The following is a 22,581-nucleotide window of genomic DNA, read 5'->3' as shown; positions in this document are numbered from 1 at the left end:
TCTGAAAGCGGGAACGCTTTCTCATAAAGAGTAACAGAACGACCGTGTAGTGCGACTGAAGCTCGCAATACCATAAGTCGTTTTTGCTCACGAATATCAGACCAGTCAACAAGTACAATGGGCATCGTATTGCCCGAACAGGGGGTCTGACGCTCAGTGGAACGAAAACTCACGTTAAGCAACGTTTTCTGCCTCTGACGCCTCTTTTAATGGTCTCAGATGTCCTTTGGTCACCAGTTCTGCCAGCGTGAAGGAATAATGGCCGAGCATATTGATATGTCCGTGGCAAAGCGGGGAGAGGCGTGCGATATCTTCATCATTCAGTGTTTCACCCTGCGCCCGGAGATGATCCAGGGCTGCCTGCATATAAATAGTGTTCCATAACACGACGGCGTTAGTGACCAGCCCCAGTGTGCCCAGTTGATCTTCCTGACCGTCGGTATATCGTTTTCTTATCTCACCTTTTTGACCGTGACAGATGGCTCTGGCAACGGCATGGCGACTTTCTCCCCGATTAAGCTGGGTCAGAATGCGCCGGCGGTAATCTTCATCATCAATATAATTAAGCAGATACAGCGTTTTGTTGATGCGCCCCACTTCAATGATTGCCTGAGTCAGTCCGGAAGGACGTTCACTTTTCAGCAATGAACGGACCAGCACTGAAACCTGTACTTTGCCCAGCTTCAGGGAGCCAGCGGTCCGGATCATTTCGTCCCACTGAAGGACTATTTTTCGGGGATCTGATTGCCCTCTGGCAATATCATTCAGCACGCCATAGTCGGCATCATGGTCCATTCGCCAGAAAACCGAAGCACCGGCATCAGCCAGGCGTGGAGAAAACTGGTATCCCAGCAGCCAGAAAAGGCCAAAGACAAGTTCGCTGGCACCTGCTGTATCGGTCATAATTTCGGTTGGATTCAGCCCGGTCTCCTGTTCCAGAAGACCTTCCAGCACAAAGATAGAGTCCCTCAGCGTCCCCGGTATAACGATGCCATGAAAGCCGGAATACTGATCGGACACAAAGTTGTACCAGGTGATCCCTCTGTTATTACCAAAGTATTTGCGGTTCGGTCCGGCATTGATTGTTCTGACTGGCGTAACAAAGCGCATTCCATCTGCAGATGCCACTTCTCCTCCACCCCATATCTGTGCCAGTGGCAGCGTTGCCTGAAAATCAACCAGTCTGGCATTAGCGCTGGTGATAGTTTCAGCCCGCAGATAGTTCGCTTTTGTCCAGTTCAGCCGGTGTCGGGTCAGTGCAGGAACATTTGATCTGATCAGTGGTTCCAGACCGATATTGCAGGCTTCAGCCATCAGCACGGCGCTGATGCTGACGGGCAGATCATCAACTCTGGCACTGGCTTCACTAGCATGGAAAAACTCATCAGCAAATCCGGTATGGGCGTTAATTTCGAGCAGCAACTCCGTTAAATCCACCGGAGGGAGTAGATCACTGATCATTTTGCTCAGTCGTTTCAGACTGTCCGGCTCATCAAGACTGGCGAGGGGAGAAATTGTCAACCGGGGCTTCGGGCCAGAAACATCGAGTTCGACAGCCTCATTTTCGCAAAGACGTGCAGCAACCTGTCTGTAACGACTATCAAGCTGATGACCCAGAGATTTTATTGCTTCCTGCGGGTCTGTCGGGTGCCCCAAAGAACGATAAACCTTAATCCGGTTTGCCTGCCAGTCAGCACCCTGTAGTAATCTTGCACGAGGATCTCCCCACCGGTTACTGCCGGTAACGTAGACATCCCTCCGCCTCAGACTATCCTGCAGTTTACTGAGAAAGCAGAGCGTGTATCCCCTGCGGGTGATATGTTTTTCCTTGTTAATCACCAGCCGTTTCCATGACCGACTGATAATTTCCGTTGGTGCGTCGTCAAAAAACTGCCGCCGTGAGCTGAACTCCCGGCTGAGGTAGTCACAGGCATTCAGAGTGGTAACCCCGGCAGGTGCGGATGAAAATTTAACGGTATTCAGCAGATGGGGCAGGAAACGACGAACGCGCCCGTACTGCTCCACCATTTCTTCATGAAAATTATCGTCTGAGGGCCGGGCAATTTCACGGACAAGCGTGATGATTTCAGCCAGCTTTTGCCTTGGGATGTAGCTGAACACCTCAGCACGAATCGATTCGTCCGGTGTTTCTTCTTTCAGCAGGTACGAACATGCGCTGGCGAGCGCCAATGCAGATTTATCCAGATCCTTCAGCGAGCGGAGCCGTTTTTTCTGCCCAATCTTTCTGGCGTCACGGATGATAACGGCCAGCATGGCGTCCAGAACGTCCAATGCATCATCCAGCGCCAGCGTTTCCCATGCAAGGACAAAGGCAACCAGAACCGCCATCCTTTTCTGCGGTGACATCCTGGCAATATTGAACACCGAAGTCATACCAGCATAACGTGCGAGATTTTTCAGGCGCACAGCCGGGAGTGTACTCAGGTTTTCAGCATGCAGGCCAAAATCGTTCAGAGTTTTCCAGCGTTCAATTGCTTCATTAAACGCCGGACCACTGATGGTCACAGGGCCCTTTTTCAGTGATTCCAGTAAAGACAGGCGGCTGCAATCAGTTGGCCCCAGCAGCATCTCCAGCTGTGAACGCTGTTCGGCTGACGGTATCAGTGCCAGTTTGTTCCACAGGCGCAACGTCGCCTTTTCCCTTACCTCTGAAATCAACCGGGTCAGCGTAGTGGCTCCGGGGAGAATAATACGATGTTGCATAAGCCACCCTGTCGCCAGATCGAAAAGCAGGCCAGGACGTTCGTTGCTTATCCAGCTCCGGGTATATAAAAGACGGGTAAGGCGAAATGTCCAGGGCCAGGCAAATTCACGATACTGATAGTGCTGACGTATCAGCGCTGCATGCTCACGGCGGGTATTTTCCCTCTGACCGTATTCTGCAAGAACGGTGATATCACGAATCCCGAGCTGTCTGGCGGTAAAATGCCGGACGCCGGAAGGAATATGATTCATATCGGTGAGGAAGGTGCCCAGAAAACGGACACATCCAATTTGCAGGGCAATGCCCAGACGGTTGTGATCACCTCTGCTTTTTCCGATAAATTCCTTGTCTGCTTCATCAAGGTGAAAATATCGTGCCAGCTGAAGCTCATCCGGTTCACCGGTGAATCTGCCATAGCTTTCAGTCTGCTCAGTGGTCAGAAAGTCAACGGGCATATCGGCCTCCCTGCCTGACGGGCATTTAGTAACATTTTTCCAACCGTACGAAATGTTATAAATTATCGGACATCGTAAAACTGTTACATTAATATGTCTATTAAATCGTAAATTTGTAATAATAGACATGAGTTGTCCGATATTCGATTTAAGGTACATTTTTATGCGACTTTTTGGTTACGCTCGGGTCTCAACCAGTCAGCAGTCTCTTGATCTTCAGGTCAGAGCACTCAAAGACGCAGGTGTGAAAGCAAACCGTATATTTACCGATAAGGCATCCGGCAGTTCAACAGACCGGGAAGGGCTGGATTTGCTGAGGATGAAGGTGGAGGAAGGTGATGTCATTCTGGTTAAGAAGCTCGACCGTCTTGGCCGCGACACTGCCGATATGATCCAACTGATAAAGGAATTTGACGCTCAGGGCGTGGCAGTCCGGTTCATTGATGACGGGATCAGTACCGACGGTGATATGGGGCAAATGGTGGTCACCATCCTGTCGGCTGTGGCACAGGCTGAACGCCGGAGGATCCTAGAACGCACGAATGAGGGCCGACAGGAAGCAAAGCTGAAAGGAATCAAATTTGGCCGCAGGCGTACCGTGGACAGGAACGTCGTGCTGACGCTTCATCAGAAGGGCACTGGTGCAACGGAAATTGCTCATCAGCTCAGTATTGCCCGCTCCACGGTTTATAAAATTCTTGAAGACGAAAGGGCCTCGTGATACGCCTATTTTTATAGGTTAATGTCATGATAATAATGGTTTCTTAGACGTCAGGTGGCACTTTTCGGGGAAATGTGCGCGGAACCCCTATTTGTTTATTTTTCTAAATACATTCAAATATGTATCCGCTCATGAGACAATAACCCTGGTAAATGCTTCAATAATATTGAAAAAGGAAGAGTATGAGTATTCAACATTTTCGTGTCGCCCTTATTCCCTTTTTTGCGGCATTTTGCCTTCCTGTTTTTGCTCACCCAGAAACGCTGGTGAAAGTAAAAGATGCTGAAGATCAGTTGGGTGCACGAGTGGGTTACATCGAACTGGATCTCAACAGCGGTAAGATCCTTGAGAGTTTTCGCCCCGAAGAACGTTTTCCAATGATGAGCACTTTTAAAGTTCTGCTATGTGGTGCGGTATTATCCCGTGTTGACGCCGGGCAAGAGCAACTCGGTCGCCGCATACACTATTCTCAGAATGACTTGGTTGAGTACTCACCAGTCACAGAAAAGCATCTTACGGATGGCATGACAGTAAGAGAATTATGCAGTGCTGCCATAACCATGAGTGATAACACTGCTGCCAACTTACTTCTGACAACGATCGGAGGACCGAAGGAGCTAACCGCTTTTTTGCACAACATGGGGGATCATGTAACTCGCCTTGATCGTTGGGAACCGGAGCTGAATGAAGCCATACCAAACGACGAGCGTGACACCACGATGCCTGCAGCAATGGCAACAACGTTGCGCAAACTATTAACTGGCGAACTACTTACTCTAGCTTCCCGGCAACAATTAATAGACTGGATGGAGGCGGATAAAGTTGCAGGACCACTTCTGCGCTCGGCCCTTCCGGCTGGCTGGTTTATTGCTGATAAATCTGGAGCCGGTGAGCGTGGGTCTCGCGGTATCATTGCAGCACTGGGGCCAGATGGTAAGCCCTCCCGTATCGTAGTTATCTACACGACGGGGAGTCAGGCAACTATGGATGAACGAAATAGACAGATCGCTGAGATAGGTGCCTCACTGATTAAGCATTGGTAACTGTCAGACCAAGTTTACTCATATATACTTTAGATTGATTTAAAACTTCATTTTTAATTTAAAAGGATCTAGGTGAAGATCCTTTTTGATAATCTCATGACCAAAATCCCTTAACGTGAGTTTTCGTTCCACTGAGCGTCAGACCCCAACAGATAAAGCTAGCATGCCAACGGTATACAGCGAGTCGCTCTTTGTGGAGGTGACGATTACCTAACAATCGGTCGATTCGTTTGATGTTATGTTTTGTTCTCGCTTTGGTTGGCAGGTTACGGCCAAGTTCGGTAAGAGTGAGAGTTTTACAGTCAAGTAATGCGTGGCAAGCCAACGTTAAGCTGTTGAGTCGTTTTAAGTGTAATTCGGGGCAGAATTGGTAAAGAGAGTCGTGTAAAATATCGAGTTCGCACATCTTGTTGTCTGATTATTGATTTTTCGCGAAACCATTTGATCATATGACAAGATGTGTATCCACCTTAACTTAATGATTTTTACCAAAATCATTAGGGGATTCATCAGAGCCGAGTGTTGAATGTCTTCGGCGTGGATTATAAAAGCCATTTATATATTCGAAGATTGCAATCTCAATATCTCGCCTTGTTTGCCAGTGTCTGCGCCAAATCAACTCAGCCTTTAATGATTTAAAGAAGCTTTCTACTGCGGAGTTATCAAAACAATTGCCTTTCCCGCTCATGGACGGCAGCAATTGATGTTTGAGCAGTAGCTTTTGATATTCATGAGCGCAATATTGGCTCCCACGGTCTGTGTGTTGAATACAACCCGGTGGTGGTTTGCGTAAAGCCAACGCCATATTCAGTGCCCTTAATGCAAGATCCTGCTTTAATCGATCACCTGTTGCCCAGCCAATCACGCGACGGGAATACAGGTCAAGGATAACAGCAAGATAGACCCATCCTTCTCTGGTCCAAACATAAGTGATATCGCCTGCCCATTTCTGGTTGGGTGCGCTTGCGCTAAAGTCTTGTTTTAATAGGTTCGGTGCAATGTTGAAGGTATGATGACTATCCGTTGTCCGTTTGAATTTACGCGTTCGAACAACTGTAATGTTATTCTGGCGCATCAAACGTCCAACCCGACGCTGCCCAACCTGCAGGCCCAGCGCTTTCAACTCTTCTGTCATACGCGGCCTACCATAGCTCCCCAAACACAACCGATGCTGCTCACGTATATGCGCTAGAAGTATAAGATCACGACGCTGGCGCAGTGATGGAGGACGGCGTTTCCATGCGCGTAAACCACGATCTGTTACGCCCATCAAACGACATATGCGTGAACGTGAGAGAGAGCCACGGTAATCCGTAATAAACTGAAATCTCACAGCTTTTGTACTGCGAAAAATATTGCTGCCTTTTTTAATATCTCCCTCTCCTCCCGAAGGATACGGTTCTCTTTGGCTTTGTTGAATAAATCGAACTTTTGCTGAGTTGAAGGATCAGATCACGCATCTTCCCGACAACGCAGACCGTTCCGTGGCAAAGCAAAAGTTCAAAATCACCAACTGGCCCACCTACAATAAAGCCCTCATCAACCGTGGCTCCATAACTTTCTGGCTGGATGATGAAGCTATTCAGGCCTGGTATGAGTCAGCAACACCTTCTTCACGAGGCAGACCTCAGCGCTATTCTGACCTTGCCATCACGACTGTGCTGGTCATTAAACGCGTATTCAGGCTGACCCTGCGCGCTGCGCAGGGCTTTATTGATTCCATTTTTTCTCTGATGAACGTTCCGCTACGCTGCCCGGATTACAGCTGTGTCAGCAGGCGGGCAAAGTCGGTTAATGTCAGTTTCAAAACGCCCACCCGGGGTGAAATCGCACACCTGGTAATTGATTCCACCGGGCTGAAGGTCTTCGGTGAAGGCGAGTGGAAAGTCAAAAAGCATGGCCAGGAACGCCGCCGTATCTGGCGTAAGCTGCATCTCGCCGTTGACAGTAAAACACATGAAATCATCTGCGCTGACCTGTCGCTGAACAACGTTACGGACTCAGAGGCCTTCCCCGGGTTAATCCGGCAAACCCACCGGAAAATCAGGTCAGCCGCCGCCGATGGCGCTTACGATACCCGGCTATGTCACGATGAACTGCGGCGTAAGAAAATCAGCGCGCTTATCCCTCCCCGAAAAGGTGCGGGTTACTGGCCCGGTGAATATGCAGACCGTAACCGTGCAGTGGCTAATCAGCGAATGACCGGGAGTAATGCGCGGTGGAAATGGACAACAGATTACAACCGTCGCTCGATAGCGGAAACGGCGATGTACCGGGTAAAACAGCTGTTCGGGGGTTCACTGACGCTGCGTGACTACGATGGTCAGGTTGCGGAGGCTATGGCCCTGGTACGAGCGCTGAACAAAATGACGAAAGCAGGTATGCCTGAAAGCGTGCGTATTGCCTGAAAACACAACCCGCTACGGGGGAGACTTACCCGAAATCTGATTTATTCAACAAAGCCGTTCTCTTTGCGTAAACGTTCATTCTCACGCAGAAGATCAGTGTCTTGGGTAGGAATTTTAGTTTCATCGGAAATTGATGCGATCCATTTCCCAAGCGTGGAAAGCCCAATACTTAAATCTGACGCAACTTGACGGCGTGTTAAGCCACTAGTGAGTGCTATGCGAACTGCATCACGCTTAAATTCATCACTATGCTTTAATGACATATATGGTCTCCTTGATAACAAATAATGCTCTCAAAAAGACCGGAACGAAACCGAGGCAAGACCACCATGGTCTCTGAGCTCGCCTTTGGGACCGACATATCGGTAGAGAGTGACGCGCTCGATGCCGAGTTCCTTGCAGAGATCGGAAACTGAAGTATCGCGCTGGGCCATGGCGGCTTGCGCGAGACGCACCTGAGCTTTGGTGAGCGCGAATTTTCGTCCGCCCTTGCGACCGCGCGCTCTCGCGGAGGCGAGACCCGCCATGGTGCGCTCTCGGATCAGATCCCGCTCGAACTCGGCCAAGGTGGCGAAGATTCCGAACACCATGCGACCGGACGCAGTCGTGGTGTCGATCTGAGCGCCCTTTCCAGTCAGAACCCGCAGGCCGATCTTGCGGTCTGACAGCTCCTTCACCGTGTTGACCAGATGGGCAAGCGATCGTCCGAGGCGATCGAGCTTCCAGACCACCAGCACATCGCCGTCACGCAATGACTTGAGGCAGGCAGTCAAGCCAGGGCGATCATCACGACCGCCGGAAGCAAGATCATCATAGATATTGTCCCGTTCGACACCTGCGGCGCGCAAGGCGTCGTGCTGCAGGTCGAGAGACTGCGAGCCATCGGCTTTGGAGACGCGGGCATATCCGATCAGCATGTATCACAAACGTTGGTTTGAGGCGGCGCTTCGGCCACGATTGCATTGACCTCTGGAAATGTATCTCAACCAGCTTCATAAACAAAGCGTCTTGAACGCTATCAGATTTTGAAAAAGGAACATGTATGCCGCGTCGCGTCACTCTAACCGATCGGCAGAAAGACGCGCTGTTGCGCTTGCCGACTTCACAGACGGATTTGCTCAAGCACTATACGCTGAGTGATGAAGACCTTGGGCATATCAGGCTGCGTCGGCGCGCTCACAACAGGTTCGGCTTCGCCCTGCAATTGTGTGTCCTGCGCTATCCCGGCCGGGTGCTGGCTCCAGGCGAACTGATCCCTGCAGAGGTCATCGAATTTATCGGAGCGCAGCTTGGCCTGGGTGCCGACGATCTCGTAGACTATGCTGCCCGCGAGGAAACACGGCACGAGCATCTTGCCGAGTTACGGGGGCTCTACGGCTTCCGCACCTTCTCCGGACGTGGTGCGAGCGAGCTGAAGGAATGGTTGTTCCGAGAAGCCGAGATGGCGGTGTCGAACGAGGATATCGCCCGTCGCTTCGTAGCCGAGTGCCGACGCACCCGCACTGTCCTTCCCGCGACATCCACGATCGAGCGGCTTTGTGCCGCGGCTCTCGTCGATGCCGAGCGACGCATCGAGACGAGGATCGCCAGTCGGCTGCCTATGTCGATCCGAGAACAGTTGCTGGCATTGCTCGAGGAGACGGCTGATGATCGGGTGACCCGTTTTGTGTGGCTGCGCCAGTTCGAGCCTGGCTCGAACTCTTCGTCGGCCAACCGGCTGCTCGACCGGCTCGAATATCTGCAACGCATCGATCTCCCCGAGGATCTGCTTGCCGGCGTTCCTGCCCATCGGGTGACTCGTCTGCGCAGGCAGGGTGAACGGTATTATGCCGACGGCATGCGCGATCTCCCGGAGGACAGGCGGCTTGCGATCTTGGCTGTTTGCGTCTCGGAATGGCAGGCGATGTTGGCCGACGCAGTGGTCGAAACCCACGACCGGATCGTCGGCCGTCTCTACCGTGCTTCGGAGCGTATTTGCCATGCAAAGGTCGCAGACGAAGCGGGGGTGGTGCGTGACACCCTGAAATCCTTCGCCGAGATCGGGGGCGCCCTGGTCGATGCACAGGATGATGGCCAGCCGCTGGGCGATGTCATCGCGAGTGGGTCAGGGTGGGACGGCTTAAAAACCCTTGTTGCAATGGCAACCAGGCTGACCGCCACCATGGCCGACGATCCGCTCAATCATGTGCTCGACGGTTATCACCGCTTCCGCCGATACGCTCCACGCATGTTGCGCCTGCTCGATCTGCGAGCTGCGCCCGTTGCACTGCCGCTTCTGGAAGCGGTGACGGCCCTTCGTACCGGTTTGAACGATGCCGCGATGACCAGCTTCTTGCGGCCCAGCTCGAAATGGCATCGCCACCTTCGGGCCCAGAGGGCTGGCGACGCTCGCCTATGGGAGATCGCGGTGCTGTTCCATCTGCGCGATGCGTTCCGCTCCGGAGATGTCTGGCTTACTAGGTCCCGGCGCTATGGCGATCTGAAACACGCACTCGTTCCGGCACAATCCATCGCGGAAGGCGGTCGTCTCGCTGTGCCATTGCGGCCGGAGGAATGGCTGGCAGACCGGCAAGCTCGCCTCGACATGCGGTTGCGCGAGCTTGGCCGTGCCGCTCGCGCAGGCACGATCCCGGGCGGGTCGATTGAAAACGGCGTTCTGCATATCGAGAAACTCGAAGCCGCCGCGCCGACAGGCGCCGAAGATCTGGTGCTCGATCTCTACAAGCAGATCCCGCCCACGCGCATCACCGATCTCCTGCTGGAGGTGGATGCGGCGACCGGCTTCACCGAAGCGTTCACCCATCTGCGCACAGGAGCACCCTGCGCTGACCGGATCGGGCTAATGAACGTTATCTTGGCGGAAGGGATCAACCTCGGCTTGCGCAAAATGGCGGATGCGACAAACACCCACACCTTCTGGGAATTGATCCGCATTGGACGGTGGCATGTCGAGGGCGAAGCCTATGACCGGGCGCTGGCCATGGTGGTCGAGGCACAGGCAGCGTTACCCATGGCCCGGTTCTGGGGCATGGGCACGTCGGCTTCGAGCGACGGACAGTTCTTCGTCGCTACAGAGCAAGGTGAGGCCATGAACCTGGTCAACGCGAAATATGGCAATACCCCGGGCCTGAAAGCCTATAGCCACGTCTCCGACCAATATGCGCCGTTCGCAACCCAGGTGATTCCTGCAACGGCAAGCGAAGCGCCTTACATCCTCGATGGCCTGCTGATGAACGATGCTGGACGCCATATCCGCGAGCAGTTCACCGACACGGGCGGCTTCACCGATCACGTCTTTGCCGCATGTGCCATTCTCGGCTACCGGTTCGCTCCGCGCATCCGCGACCTGCCATCCAAACGGCTCTACGCGTTCAATCCGTCGGCCGCCCCGGCGCACCTGCGAGCGTTGATCGGCGGAAAGGTCAACCAAGCCATGATCGAGCGCAATTGGCCCGACATCCTGCGCATCGCCGCCACCATTGCTGCCGGGACCGTCGCGCCAAGCCAGATTCTGCGGAAACTCGCCTCCTATCCGCGGCAGAACGAGCTCGCGACAGCCCTGCGGGAAGTCGGTCGCGTCGAGCGCACCCTGTTCATGATCGACTGGATTCTGGATGCCGAACTCCAACGGCGTGCCCAGATCGGGCTCAACAAAGGCGAAGCTCATCATGCGCTGAAGCGGGCAATCAGCTTCCACCGCCGCGGTGAAATCCGCGACCGTTCCGCCGAAGGCCAGCATTACCGCATCGCCGGCATGAATCTGCTCGCCGCCATCATCATCTTCTGGAACACCATGAAGCTCGGCGAGGTCGTTGCAAACCAGAAACGCGATGGAAAGCTGCTATCGCCCGATCTCTTGGCCCATGTTTCGCCGCTCGGATGGGAACACATCAATCTCACCGGAGAATATCGCTGGCCAAAGCCTTAGCGTAGGATTCCGCCCCCTCCCGCAAACGACCCCATAATGGACTCAGAAGAGGGGGTGTTGAAAGTTGCCATGCTCATTTTTCGAATAGAGCAAGGGGTTTATTCATGATTTACGACTCATCTAATTTCTCCAACTAACGGTTGGAGAAATTTGGGAAGGTAAGCAATATACAGAATGACGGAAATAAATCGTCCATGCCCTTTGCCGAAAATTATAACCAGCATTATGACGACTTGTGTAACTCCCGAATTACATGTTTGGCAACAGACTTTCCACCGGAATAACCGTATTGATTTTTACCGCTTTGACAATTTCTATCAACGATAGGGTATTCTGCGCCAGTTGGTCTTGCAGTTCACTGACTTCCGCCTGCAACTGCTGGTTTCTGGCCAGCAAGGCCTGACGGGTTTTGCGGTTGACGTATTGCTGTTTTTCTTTTGGGCGTAGATTCAACGGGCCAAGTTGCTGATCAACATAGGCAGCAATTAGGCGTTTTCGCTCAAGGCTGCTCAGCGTACTTAAACCACCGTTAACGATACCTTTTGCCTTGAGCCGAATATGCAGGGCCTTGGCGGAAATAGGGGACTTGTCAAAGCCTTCAGCCAGCATCAGTTGTAATTCGTGCTCGATCAGTGTGTCCAGTTCCTTTCGTGAGAGGCAATGGAGAGATATGAAGTTGTTTACCATCGTAGGCTATTTAACATAATATACATTATGCGCACCAACATTGTAGAGGCTCAATGCTAATGTCTATTTGTGGCTCATTGGAATGTCCAGGCTATAGTTCTCAGACCTGTATGTCTAGACAACGACTCACTTTTCCTGATGAGGAGTTTTCTATGGCTATACATGACGCCGGGATGTTCAACGTGAAAGAAATCAACCGCCTCAAAATCCTTCAGGATGTCATCGATCGCAATCTGCGTCCTGGCCAAGCTGCGGAGATGCTCGGCATTACACCACGTCATTGCAGCCGACTGCTGAAACGCTATCGTCAACTCGGACCGCTTGGCATGAACAACCAGAGTCGTGGCCGCACTGGTAACCGTCTGTTGCCAGCGTCACTGACAGATCAGGCTCTCAGTATAATCAGGGAGCAATACCGTGATTTTGGCCCCACGCTGGCGCGGGAAAAACTGGAGGAAGTTCACGGTCTGGTCCTTGGCAAAGAAACCATCCGACGTCTCATGATAAAAGCCGGACTCTGGATCCCACGCAGACAGCGCGCACCTAAAATTCATCAGCCTCGTTACCGGCGGCCTTGTACTGGCGAGCTGATACAAATTGATGGCTGTGACCACCACTGGTTTGAAAACCGGGGTCGACCCTGTACAGCTCTTGTCTATGTTGACGATGCCACCAGTCGCCTGATGCACTTGCTGTTTGTGAAATCTGAATCCACATTTACCTATTTTGAAGCAACTCTTGGCTATATCGAAAAACATGGTAAGCCCATGATCCTCTACAGCGACAAAGCCAATGTCTTCCGGGTAAACAATAAGCATGCTACCCTCGGTCCCGGTGAAACTCAGTTTGCCAGGGCCATGCGCTCCCTCAATATCACACCGCTGTGCGCAGAAACCAGTCAGGCAAAAGGCCGTGTGGAACGTGCTCATCTAACCCTTCAGGACCGGCTGGTTAAGGAACTCAGGCTTAGGGGAATCTGTACTATAGAAGCGGCCAATGGATTTGCAGAAGAATACATTGCGGATTACAACCGACGCTTTGCCAAAGCGCCCTTGCATGATTTTAACGCGCACCGGCCACTGGCACTAGACGATGACCTTGATGCGGAATTTACCTGGCGAGAGCCCCGGCGTGTATCAAAAAGTCTGACTGTACAATACGATAAAATCCTCTATCTGATTGAGGACAGCGAATACAGTCGAAGAGCCATCGGCAAGTACATTGATGTCTGGCATTATCCTGACGGACATAAGGAGCTGCGACTAAATGGCATGCTGCTGCCCTACTCCACCTATGACCGGCTTTCTGAGGTTGAGAGCGTCGCCATTGTAGATAACAAGAGACTTGGCCATGTGTTGGATGTTGCCCGTCAGATCCAGACAAAACGGGACAATAATCGCTCACAATCGTTACCTTGTTCTGGTGATGAGCCTTCCCGCAGACGGCACGCCCCTAGCATCAACAAATCTCAGCGCTCACTGAACGAAGATGACCTACTTGAAGCCATGATAAAGCTTCAGGGAAGCTCTGAAGCCATCTTTGGTAAAAGGTGAACTTGGCGGAAACCTCGTACTAACTGACCAACGGCGATGTGTGCGCTATCTTTCGGCTATAGCAATTAAAGCCAGAGAAGATTTCTGAGAAATGCAAATAACTTCAATGATATTATATAACCGAGGTAAAATTCGAGTGTCACAGAACCCCGAACCGCTCCGCGGCGATTTACTACTCCAGCATCTCACATCCTAAAGGCTAAAGTATGGACTTCTCTGAATATCAGACAGAAATAATTGAAGATATCAAATCATGTCTTGAAGGTTTACAGGTACAGCCAATTCTCTTTATGGGTGCAGGGGTATCTCAACGCTACTTGAAAGCTCCTGATTGGGAAAACCTGTTAAAGTATCTCGCTGAAACTTGCCCATTAATCACTCGCCCGTATGGTTACTACAGTCAAACAAGAAATGACAATAAACCATTGATAGCAAGTGATTTTTCTGAGTCATACGCTGAGTGGGCTTGGGATGTGGGGACATCTCGTTATCCTGAACAGTATTTCAATGGAAAAAGCTCTAAAGATATTTATATCAAGCATGAGATTGCAACATTGTTGAATAACCTTTCAGACTCGGTTGATTTTTCAGCAATGGAGTACACTGAAGAAATTGAAAAGTTAAAAAAAGTAAGGCCCCATGCCATTATTACAACAAACTATGACGATCTGCTTGAAAAGATATTTGATAACTACCAACCGATAGTTGGCCATAATGTTGTGACTGTTAACTATACTACATACGGTGAAATCATGAAGATTCACGGCAGTAGTAAAGAACCAGAAAGCATCATTATAACAAATGAAGATTATGTTGAGTTTTATAAGCGTAAAAAGTATATCAGTGCAAAACTTTTAACATATTTCGTCGAGCATCCGTTGTTCTTCATTGGCTATAGTATTAATGATGAGAATATTAAAGCCATCCTGTCTGATATTGATGAGATAATTGCGCCGAATAACGCTTTGATTCCGAATATTTATTTGGTTTCCTTTAGTCCAGAATGTGAAGGTACAGGTTCACACCAGAAAGAGATTTTGATTGGTGTTGGTGAAAATAAAAGCATCCGAATCAAAGTGATCTATGCCAATGATTTCGGTTGGATTTATGATGCCCTATCGTCAAATACGCCAGAAATCAGTGTTAACCCAAAATTAGTCAGGGCGCTATTAGCCAGAACCTATACATTTGCCTCTCAATCTCTTGTAAAACAAGAGCTTCCATATGATTTTGAAATGCTTAAGAACATTGCTGAGCAAGATAACGTGTTAGCGAAACTTTATGGAATTGCAGAGTTAAATAATGGTCAAGCACTTAACGCAAGCTATCCCTACACCATATCTGAACTTGCAAAATTACTTGATATGGGATCTTGGCATTACGTCCATAAAGTATTAGAAAGAATACACAAGGAAACTGGTTTTAATATTAAATCCTCAGATAATAACTATCATGTGCTAGTGAAAACGGGGAAGGAAGGTGTTCATAAATATTCCCCCGCTGCATTAGAGTTAATCAAAAAAATCATTAATGGTCAGAAGTATAAACTCAAACCATAATTGGTTCGCATAATGACGTTATGCTAAAGAGGCCGCTGCGGGAGGGTTTTTCGCAGCGGCCTTTTCAACATATGGACATTTCTAATGAGCCAGTGATTAGACATTTTCACTGAGCTTTGACAAACATAAACCAAGGGAGAATCCAGTCGTTGGCGGTCATGATTGTCCTGCTCATTAACAACGGCCAAACCCCATATCTTACTTAATACCGTATTCTCGGCTTAACCGACGGTGCAACCTTAACACATTGGTTTCAACTGCCGTCACCACGTTCTCCGGAAAATCTGTCGGTAATGAAGTCTTCACGTTATCCAGTGCTGCCGGAATTATTCTGGCAAAGTCACTCAGGATTTCATGCATCTGCACTTCCGGAAATTTCAGCACCTTTGCTGTCGCCAGAAAATGTCGCGGATAAATTTTATCGATTGCCGTTTTTTTGCCTTTGGATGCGTTAAGCCCCATTGCCAGTTTGAGATCGCTGATGTGTATTCCTGCGCCACCCAATACCGGAAATGCTGAAATGATGTCGTAAAATGGCGTGAGTCGATAACTGCCGCCAGCCTGAATAAATACGGAGAAGTTTTTTGCATGGCCATCCGTTGCGCCAATCAACCACTGGAATACCTGAAACTTCATAAAATCATAGCGATCTTTCAGAGCCCCGCTGGACCCCATCAAAAAAGCCATGATCCGCGCGATGCCTGGGCCTCCATCTGATTCATATTTCACCGATGAAGGTAAACCGAATGTCTGACACATATCCTCCTGTGGCAAGCGAAGTAAAACCGTTCGCTCAGCATTCCAACGCCTGTCAAAACGTTCGACCGCTAACGCGCGCACATTTCCCGCTTTAATGATTTCTGCGTCCGGCACATTCAACCCAAGTTCTTTCGCCAGCAGCAGACAGTAATACTCATTATCAACGCTTTGGCTGAGATCGAGCGTCGCATTGGGCTGCCTGATTTCGCCAATCGGTAATTTAATGATGTGCGTCGTCGGCGTTATTCCTTTCGGAATGCACCAGTCATTGCCTATTCTGAGCAGCGCTGTCTTCTCCTGCGCGCCAGCAACCGAGATGCGAAAGTCATTTTCTTCTCTAATCATGCCTAGAGGGATATCTGCTTTATAAGCCGTTAATACTTCTTCAAGCCTGGCTTCAGTGAGCTGTTCCCATGCCATTAGCGGGCGCGTTATGGTTTCATTTTCGGGTAATAACGTTACGGCACCAACGCTATCTCGCCCTATTTCTGACAATAAATCAAACGGTTGTCTGGATTTAGCATGATAACGTTTAACGATCCGGTCACGTACAATCGGGCTATCGGGTAACAGGTTATCGAAGAAGTTAAATACGGCATCAGAGGTGATATTCCCCCTCTGCAATGGCAGCGAAAGTGATAACGGTCTGGCATAACGGTTGGCTAACCACTCCGGTGCATACTTAAAGGTGTGCGCGCCATTGGCTAACTTCGTTAACTCGCCTACCCGCTGGTTGTTCATCCAAGTGACAAGTTTAGGCATTACCACTCCAGATCTTGCTGTTCTGTTGATTCTGGCGAGGCATTTTTCGTGTCGCATAGCGTCATTGAGAGTTCAAGCGACTGTAAAATCTTAAAAAATGTCGTGAGCGTGGTATTGTCAGGATTGTTTTCGAAATTGGAAATTGTCGCCTGCTTAATACCGATTTTTTTCGCCAGCTCGCTCTGCGTCCAGCCATTTTGCTGTCGAACCAGTTTCATTGCATTCGCTAATTGCGTTGGGCTATAGATCTTCTGAAAGCTCATCATGTCATACGTCCACAGCATATTTATCCGTTCAAGGGGATATTATCAGTTTTATCCTTTAGTGGGGATAAAGTCAATCAGGAAACACATCTTATCCGCTCTACGGGATAAACACTGTGATATCCGCGATCGCGGATAAAAAGGAGGATTTAAAAGTCGTTTGAAGTCGGCAATATTAAGCAGCCGCATGCCATCTTCGACATGCGGCTTATACGGTTTACCAGCTATATTTCACACCCAGCATGCCCTGAGTATCGCTATAGCCTTTATCACCTAGTTGCACACCGACATTCCCCCACAGGCTAAGGTTGTTATTTACTTTCGCCTCAACCCCGGTACGTACTTCACCGAGATTACGCGCACCATCACGGCTTACGGTTTGACCATTCATCTTCACGGCGTAGACTTTGCTGTTGTTGATCCAGTTCGCTTCAATGTAAGGCTGGAACTCACGCTGTTTACCATTGTCACGCTGGTGATGACTGTTCAAGTAGGTTTTCACCCCAAGTCGCGTTTGCACGTTTCCGTCACCTTCCGTTTCAATGCGTGTTCCGTCTTTCCGGGTATGGTCAGAATCTTTCACACCCATCCAGGTGATTTGCACCTGTGGCTGGACGTACCAGGTATTCAGCGTCCCTTCGCTGCCGCTAAATGTTCCCGCTTCAAAGGTATATCCACCCTCAACAGAGGCCGTCACACCGCGAGAATCATAGTCGTCAGCAGAACGGTTATCGGAACTGACGCTGTTATCAAACCAGTTATACAGCGCCCAGCTGTCAACATAAGCGCCGGTCTTATTCGCATCGTTCTGATACCAGGTCGCGTACATCCCAGCGCTGTAACCGCTGATGCGCCCATCCGATTTATAACCCACACGATTACTCTGAGTATTACTGTGCTGATTGGCATAGCCTGCCATGACGCCGAGATGCCAGCGATCCTGCGCGTTGCTACTCCACTGCGCCAAATCGCCGCCTAGCTGCAATACATAGCGGTTAGCCTGAGTATTTAGCTGACCGTCACCGGCCCTTGAACGTTCGTGCCCTCCGACATGACGCATCCACATACTGCTTGCCGAATCCTGAGAATGCAGTGAATCTGTATACTGCGGCTCACCCAGACGGTCGTGTAAACGATGGCTAAACAGCGAGTTGGCTGCGGCAATGTTGCTGATATAGCTTCCGGCCTCCGGGCGATAAACTGATGGGCCTTCCGGATCCACAGCAGGAGGATTATTGATGGGATCGGGTGTATCCGGTGGCGTTACGCCTTCCCATTTACTGGTTAGATACCAGTTTTTCTCGTCATTCCCCTTCCCTTTAGCCAGCGTGTAGACGTAAGCCCCAGCTTCGACAGTTCCGGTGGTCAGCGCGAAGTTACCTGCAGAATTACCGCCAACCTCAATGAGTTCAATACCGTTGACCGTTTGTGCACCGACGCCGCCAATGTTATCAACCCGAACGCGAGTGTTCCCTTGGGTATCGCCTTTCACGTTCATTTTATCCGTGGGTGAATTATCGCCGCCCAGCGTCGCGTTGAACGTCATCAGGCCATTGTTTCCGGTATAGTTGCCGTTAACGGTCAGTACATTCCCCGGTTTCCCCCCTTCGCTATTCATTTGAACCGTGCCACCATTCTCCAGATTGCCGCCGATAGTGGTTTTGGCGACACGCAGTGTCCCCCCAGGCATAACGTTCACATCACCTGCAGTGGTGACATTTTCCGACATCACACCGCTGTTATGGATATTAATGTGCTGACTTGCCATATTAATGGCAGAGTCGGAACCGAAAGCAATTTCACCACCCACGATATCCGTCGTACCCTGATACGCCGCGGAATCGTTGTTAAGAGTCAGGATCCCGGTCCCCAGTTTTGTCACATCGCCGCTACCGGTGATACTGTGCGTCATCGCCCAGCTACGCTCAGTGGCGATGGTGAGCAGGCCATTATTGATAACGGAAGCATCACCCAGGTTTTTCTGCTCGTTGACGCTGAGCGCGCTGCCTACATCGATGTTGAATTGCCCCACAAAGCGGCTATTATCGCCATCCAGCTCTACGTCTGTGCTGGCGGTTGCGCTCACGATACCTTTACCGCTTATGCTATTGCGCAGTTCGCCGGTCACGTTTTTTAGCGTTAACAGACCGTCATTGGCAATATTCCCTCTGCCTAACCCCTGCGTATTGTCGAGGCTGACTTCCGCATTTGGGCTAATGCTGGTTAACGCATTGTAGCGTGCATTAAGCCCCTCGATAGCCAGTGTTCCCCCTGTAACATTCAGGTTTCCGCCACCTGTCAGTTCGCCCTGACTGATCCCACCTTTATTCACCGTCAGCGAACCTTCTTTGAACAAAATAGTCGAACCCATCAGCCCGGTGAATGTCTCTACCGTCTGCTCCGATCCATTAAGATCGACGATGGCCGCGTTGCTGATGTTCAGTTCCCGAGTATTGCCCAGCGCGCCATCCGCATCGGTACGTAATGTCCCCATCTGAACATAGGTTGCCCCCTGATAGTCGTTCTGACCGTTGGAAAGCGAAACCTGTCGCACCGTATTGATTGCCAGATCCCCTTCACCACCGATTTTTGCCGACATATCGGCCGTTGCGCCATAGGCTCCGCCATGTTCGGCTAACGTCAGCTTTTGCCCACCATGGATGTTCAGCGCTTTCAGCCCATAGTTAACATACAAACCATCACCAGGTGCGGTCGTGAGTCGGAATCCATAATCACCCTCGGCGACCACTGTTCCGTTTTGTGCAATGTGTAACGTTTTGTCCGCTTCCACCTCGTCGCCCTGTAAATCACGTAACGTTAATGAGCCACCCGACCCAATAACCGTTTGCGCCTTCACCAGTTGAACGCCGACATGGCTATCATCGTGTTCCAGCAAATTGAGCGTAGTCAGAGGGTTATTCGCCATGGGATCATTCCACGGTTTAGGCACGTCGATAAGCACGTCGCCCGTCCCGTTTACCTGATAGTTACGGCCTTTCCAGGTGTAGTCACCCGCGCCGACAACCAGTGTATCGACGCTGATATATCCCTCCGCAAGCGTCGAAGCAGGTATATCCGTATCGAAAGTGAGCGTACCGCCATTCATGGCTAGTCCACCAATGGATTGCTCTCCCACTTTTACCGATGTGGTATTTTCACTGTCAGACTGAAGCATCGCGTGAGTAAGCGCAGCGGTGTTGTCGCGTTCCAGTGTGAAGGTACTGTCTTTCAGTTGGGCAACACCGGCGAATTCAGTTCCTGTTGCATGGGTAAAGCCAAACATTTTGTCGGAGGATGACAGCTGCACTCGCATCAAGCCATCGCCTTTGAGCGCATTGGTCAGCGTGTAATCTCCTGCGCTGTTCGTTGATGCGAGAATGTCGAGCGTACCGGGGCTTGCAATGGTTACTTCACTCGAACCCATGCCTGTTACCCCATCTGCCGTATGTGACGCAATAGTCAGGAGGCCGTCATTGACCAGCGTTTTGCCGCTATAAGTATTCCCTGCAGTGAACACCGTATGGCCTGCATCATGCATCACTTTTCCGTCTTTATCGTCACCCGTAATCAGCATATCGACCTGGTAGCCGGCATCACTGTTATTGGTATGATTAAAGACAAAAACGCCTTCGCCAAGACCGAACTCCACCTTCGTCGCATTGGTGATAAACCCGGCATCTGCCGCAGCCTCACCGTGGGCAGCACCAATGTTTAGCGTTCCTACAGCAGGCTCAAAAACACCTAAGTAAACTTCTCCACCTTCGACATTCAGCGTGCCGTTATTCGTCAGGGTTAACGTACCTGTGCCAGTCGTCCCTACGTTCATATTGAATGTTTCAAGAAGAGAGTTCTGCCCATCCACCCGCACGTCGCCCTTACTTTTGTCATTGAGAGCTATCTGTGTATCACGCGCTTTAACTATACCTCCGGTGGTAATATTCAGTTCACCCGTGCCTAATACACCGACCTGTAGCAATTGGGCGTTAGTAGATGACGTTTTTAAATTCCAGAGACTATCCGTTGAAATATTAACTATCCCCTTACCGGAGGCATTTCCTCCGATAAATCCATAGCCCGTTGAATTAAGAGTGGCACCATTACTGACATTTACGATGCCGCTACCAAAATTACCGATATTGATACCTACAGTATCGAACGATGATGTCGCATCCATCAGGTTCAGTGTGCCGATACCGCTTGCTTTATCGCCCAAAAAAGTAATATTTTGCGATACGAACTTACCGCCATCGCTGATATTGAGGTTTCCGACGCCCGCAACACCAATAGTGGTATAGACATTCTTATTGACCTCCCACATCCCCCCCGTGGTGATGCTAACCTTCCCGACGCCGGTTTCTCCATAACCGAGTGAGCTTCCTCCGTTGCTGACAACAAGCCCCTCATTACTGATATTCATTTCGCCGTGGCCGTCATAACCAAGATTAGTTCCGAGATTAGTGATAACGGAGTTCTTATCCTTAACAGTAATGTTGCCTGTGCCTGTTTCTTTCATCCCCGCAGTGATAATTCCCGAATCTACTTTGCCTTCACTCGAGACATTAAGTTCACCGTCGCCAGCATCACCGATATAGATATAGCGGAAAGCTTCGCCCGTTCCGAGGAAATTCCAATGCCCTTTATCGGTCACGTTGACGACACCGTGGGACCCGTCCTGAACGCCCACCAATGAATATTCTTTATTATTAATCAGTCCATTATTGGAAATGTTGACTGTGCCATTACCGAAATATCCATTATAGAGTCTGCGTACCGTGATGACAGAGTCTTGATCCTGCACATTCAGGGTTCCGATACCGGTGAGGTTGCCACCGATAATCGTATTTTCAGCCGTAATCAGCCCCCCATCGCGAATAGTTGCTTCGCCCGTCCCTTGATTACCAATTTGAAATTCAATTGAGGAATCATTATTTTTTATTAGCCACTCGCCACCCTTTTCAACGACAACCTTACCATTACTGTTCGCCTGATATCCTACAATGGCGACTATTGAACTCGTGACGTAACCCTTATCCGTAATATTTAATGAGCCTGTACCGTAACTCCCTATTTCGAATAATTCGGTCGTCAGAACCGAGTCCTCTCCTTCAACATTGACCGTCCCGACGCCTCCTGTCGAAGAACCTATCCTTAAATATCCTCCGTCAACGTGACCCTTCTGTTTAATATTCAGCGTCCCCGTTCCGGATTGACCCACATTTAAAGGCCTTGCATTATTTCCGCTATCATACAATCGCCAGGTGCCACCCAAAACGTTAACGGTGCCCTCTGAGTCCTCATTACCACCAATGACGCTGGTAGTAATAGTGGTTAAGGAGGCATTACCGCCAGCCAAAATATTAAGCACTCCAGTGCCATACCACCCAACCAGGTAGGCATCGTAAGCAACATCAGTATTAATATTGGTAATCTGACCATTATCAACTTCCAGACTCGCACCAGACGCTGAACCGCTTAGTGCCAGCAAAACACCCAGCGTCAATCTACTGAATTTCGTTGTCAATCCAGAGGATTTACGCAAATTAACCGTTGATGTTTTACCTACCCTGCGAGTTAATTCCGAGCAGGCCTGAAATACCTGTAGGGTGCAATTCCATATCACGCGATAGATTCTATTCATATAAACGCTCCATATACAAACAATACAGCCACGAAAGAGATGAGTCATCAGACGTTAAAAATGAAACTTATTAAGTTGTC

11 protein-coding genes and 5 pseudogenes are annotated in these 22,581 nt (G+C 50.1%); 6 read left to right on the top strand and 10 right to left on the bottom strand.

Annotation, left to right across the window (positions count from 1 at the left end; translation table 11 throughout):
- Nucleotides 1–140: pseudogene (locus BEB54_RS22055) on the bottom strand (IS4 family transposase); the annotation flags it as partial.
- 34 nt (nt 141–174) lie between these two features.
- Nucleotides 175–3,180 (bottom strand): Tn3-like element Tn3 family transposase, encoded by a 3,006-nt coding sequence (locus BEB54_RS22050; protein WP_001143760.1) that lies wholly within the window; start codon nt 3,178–3,180, stop codon nt 175–177.
- A gap of 163 nt (nt 3,181–3,343) precedes the next feature.
- On the opposite strand from BEB54_RS22050, the gene BEB54_RS22045 reads away from it, so the two are divergent.
- Together BEB54_RS22045 and BEB54_RS22040 are read left to right on the top strand one after the other, a co-directional pair.
- A complete protein-coding gene (locus tag BEB54_RS22045; RefSeq protein ID WP_001235713.1) occupies nt 3,344–3,901 on the top strand; it encodes a recombinase family protein in 558 nt (185 codons plus the stop codon).
- A gap of 182 nt (nt 3,902–4,083) precedes the next feature.
- Nucleotides 4,084–4,944 carry a broad-spectrum class A beta-lactamase TEM-1 gene (locus BEB54_RS22040; RefSeq protein WP_000027057.1) on the top strand — a complete coding sequence of 287 codons (861 nt, stop codon included), beginning with the start codon at nt 4,084–4,086 and terminating at the stop codon, nt 4,942–4,944.
- 133 nt (nt 4,945–5,077) lie between these two features.
- Here BEB54_RS22040 and BEB54_RS22035 read toward each other — a convergent pair.
- Nucleotides 5,078–5,350, bottom strand: a pseudogene (locus tag BEB54_RS22035) (IS4 family transposase); the annotation flags it as partial.
- Nucleotides 5,351–5,419: 69 nt separating this feature from the next.
- Nucleotides 5,420–6,351: pseudogene (locus tag BEB54_RS22025) on the bottom strand (IS3 family transposase); the annotation flags it as partial.
- A 77-nt stretch (nt 6,352–6,428) separates the two neighbouring features.
- On the opposite strand from BEB54_RS22025, the gene BEB54_RS22020 reads away from it, so the two are divergent.
- Nucleotides 6,429–7,352 (top strand): IS5-like element IS903B family transposase, encoded by a 924-nt coding sequence (locus tag BEB54_RS22020; RefSeq protein ID WP_001118619.1) that lies wholly within the window; start codon nt 6,429–6,431, stop codon nt 7,350–7,352.
- 56 nt (nt 7,353–7,408) lie between these two features.
- Here BEB54_RS22020 and BEB54_RS22015 read toward each other — a convergent pair.
- Both BEB54_RS22015 and BEB54_RS22010 read right to left on the bottom strand, forming a co-directional pair.
- Nucleotides 7,409–7,615 (bottom strand): annotated as a pseudogene (locus BEB54_RS22015) (transposase); the annotation flags it as partial.
- A gap of 30 nt (nt 7,616–7,645) precedes the next feature.
- Nucleotides 7,646–8,269: a recombinase family protein gene (locus tag BEB54_RS22010; RefSeq protein WP_000904897.1), complete on the bottom strand. Its 624-nt coding sequence runs from the start codon at nt 8,267–8,269 to the stop codon at nt 7,646–7,648.
- Between the two features lie 125 nt (nt 8,270–8,394).
- Between BEB54_RS22010 and BEB54_RS22005 the strand changes: the two genes are divergently transcribed.
- A complete protein-coding gene (locus BEB54_RS22005) occupies nt 8,395–11,280 on the top strand; it encodes a Tn3 family transposase (RefSeq protein ID WP_001138082.1) in 2,886 nt (961 codons plus the stop codon).
- A 223-nt stretch (nt 11,281–11,503) separates the two neighbouring features.
- Here BEB54_RS22005 and BEB54_RS22000 read toward each other — a convergent pair.
- A pseudogene (locus BEB54_RS22000) lies at nt 11,504–11,889 on the bottom strand (hypothetical protein).
- A gap of 230 nt (nt 11,890–12,119) precedes the next feature.
- Between BEB54_RS22000 and BEB54_RS21995 the strand changes: the two are divergent.
- Both BEB54_RS21995 and BEB54_RS21990 read left to right on the top strand, forming a co-directional pair.
- Entirely contained in the window at nt 12,120–13,520 is a 1,401-nt protein-coding gene (locus BEB54_RS21995; RefSeq protein ID WP_105277013.1) for an ISNCY family transposase, read from the top strand.
- A gap of 206 nt (nt 13,521–13,726) precedes the next feature.
- Nucleotides 13,727–15,079, top strand: a complete 1,353-nt coding sequence (locus tag BEB54_RS21990; RefSeq protein WP_001544475.1) for an SIR2 family NAD-dependent protein deacylase — start codon at nt 13,727–13,729, stop codon at nt 15,077–15,079.
- A 198-nt stretch (nt 15,080–15,277) separates the two neighbouring features.
- On the opposite strand, the gene hipA is transcribed toward BEB54_RS21990, so the two are convergent.
- From hipA to BEB54_RS21975, 3 genes are all read right to left on the bottom strand, one after another.
- Nucleotides 15,278–16,600 carry a type II toxin-antitoxin system serine/threonine protein kinase toxin HipA gene (hipA, locus tag BEB54_RS21985; RefSeq protein ID WP_105277012.1) on the bottom strand — a complete coding sequence of 441 codons (1,323 nt, stop codon included), beginning with the start codon at nt 16,598–16,600 and terminating at the stop codon, nt 15,278–15,280.
- A complete protein-coding gene (gene hipB / locus BEB54_RS21980; RefSeq protein ID WP_001296726.1) occupies nt 16,600–16,866 on the bottom strand; it encodes a type II toxin-antitoxin system antitoxin HipB in 267 nt (88 codons plus the stop codon). Before hipB ends, hipA begins: the two co-directional genes overlap by 1 nt.
- Before the next feature lie 214 nt (nt 16,867–17,080).
- Nucleotides 17,081–22,501: an ECSE_1600 family autotransporter gene (locus tag BEB54_RS21975; protein ID WP_105282281.1), complete on the bottom strand. Its 5,421-nt coding sequence runs from the start codon at nt 22,499–22,501 to the stop codon at nt 17,081–17,083.
- Nucleotides 22,502–22,581 lie beyond the last annotated feature (80 nt).

It is taken from the genome of Escherichia sp. MOD1-EC6021 (assembly GCF_002965245.1).
Classification (GTDB): domain Bacteria; phylum Pseudomonadota; class Gammaproteobacteria; order Enterobacterales; family Enterobacteriaceae; genus Escherichia; species Escherichia coli_F.
Note: the sequence above shows the minus strand (reverse complement) of the source record. Positions and strands in the feature narration are given on the sequence as shown.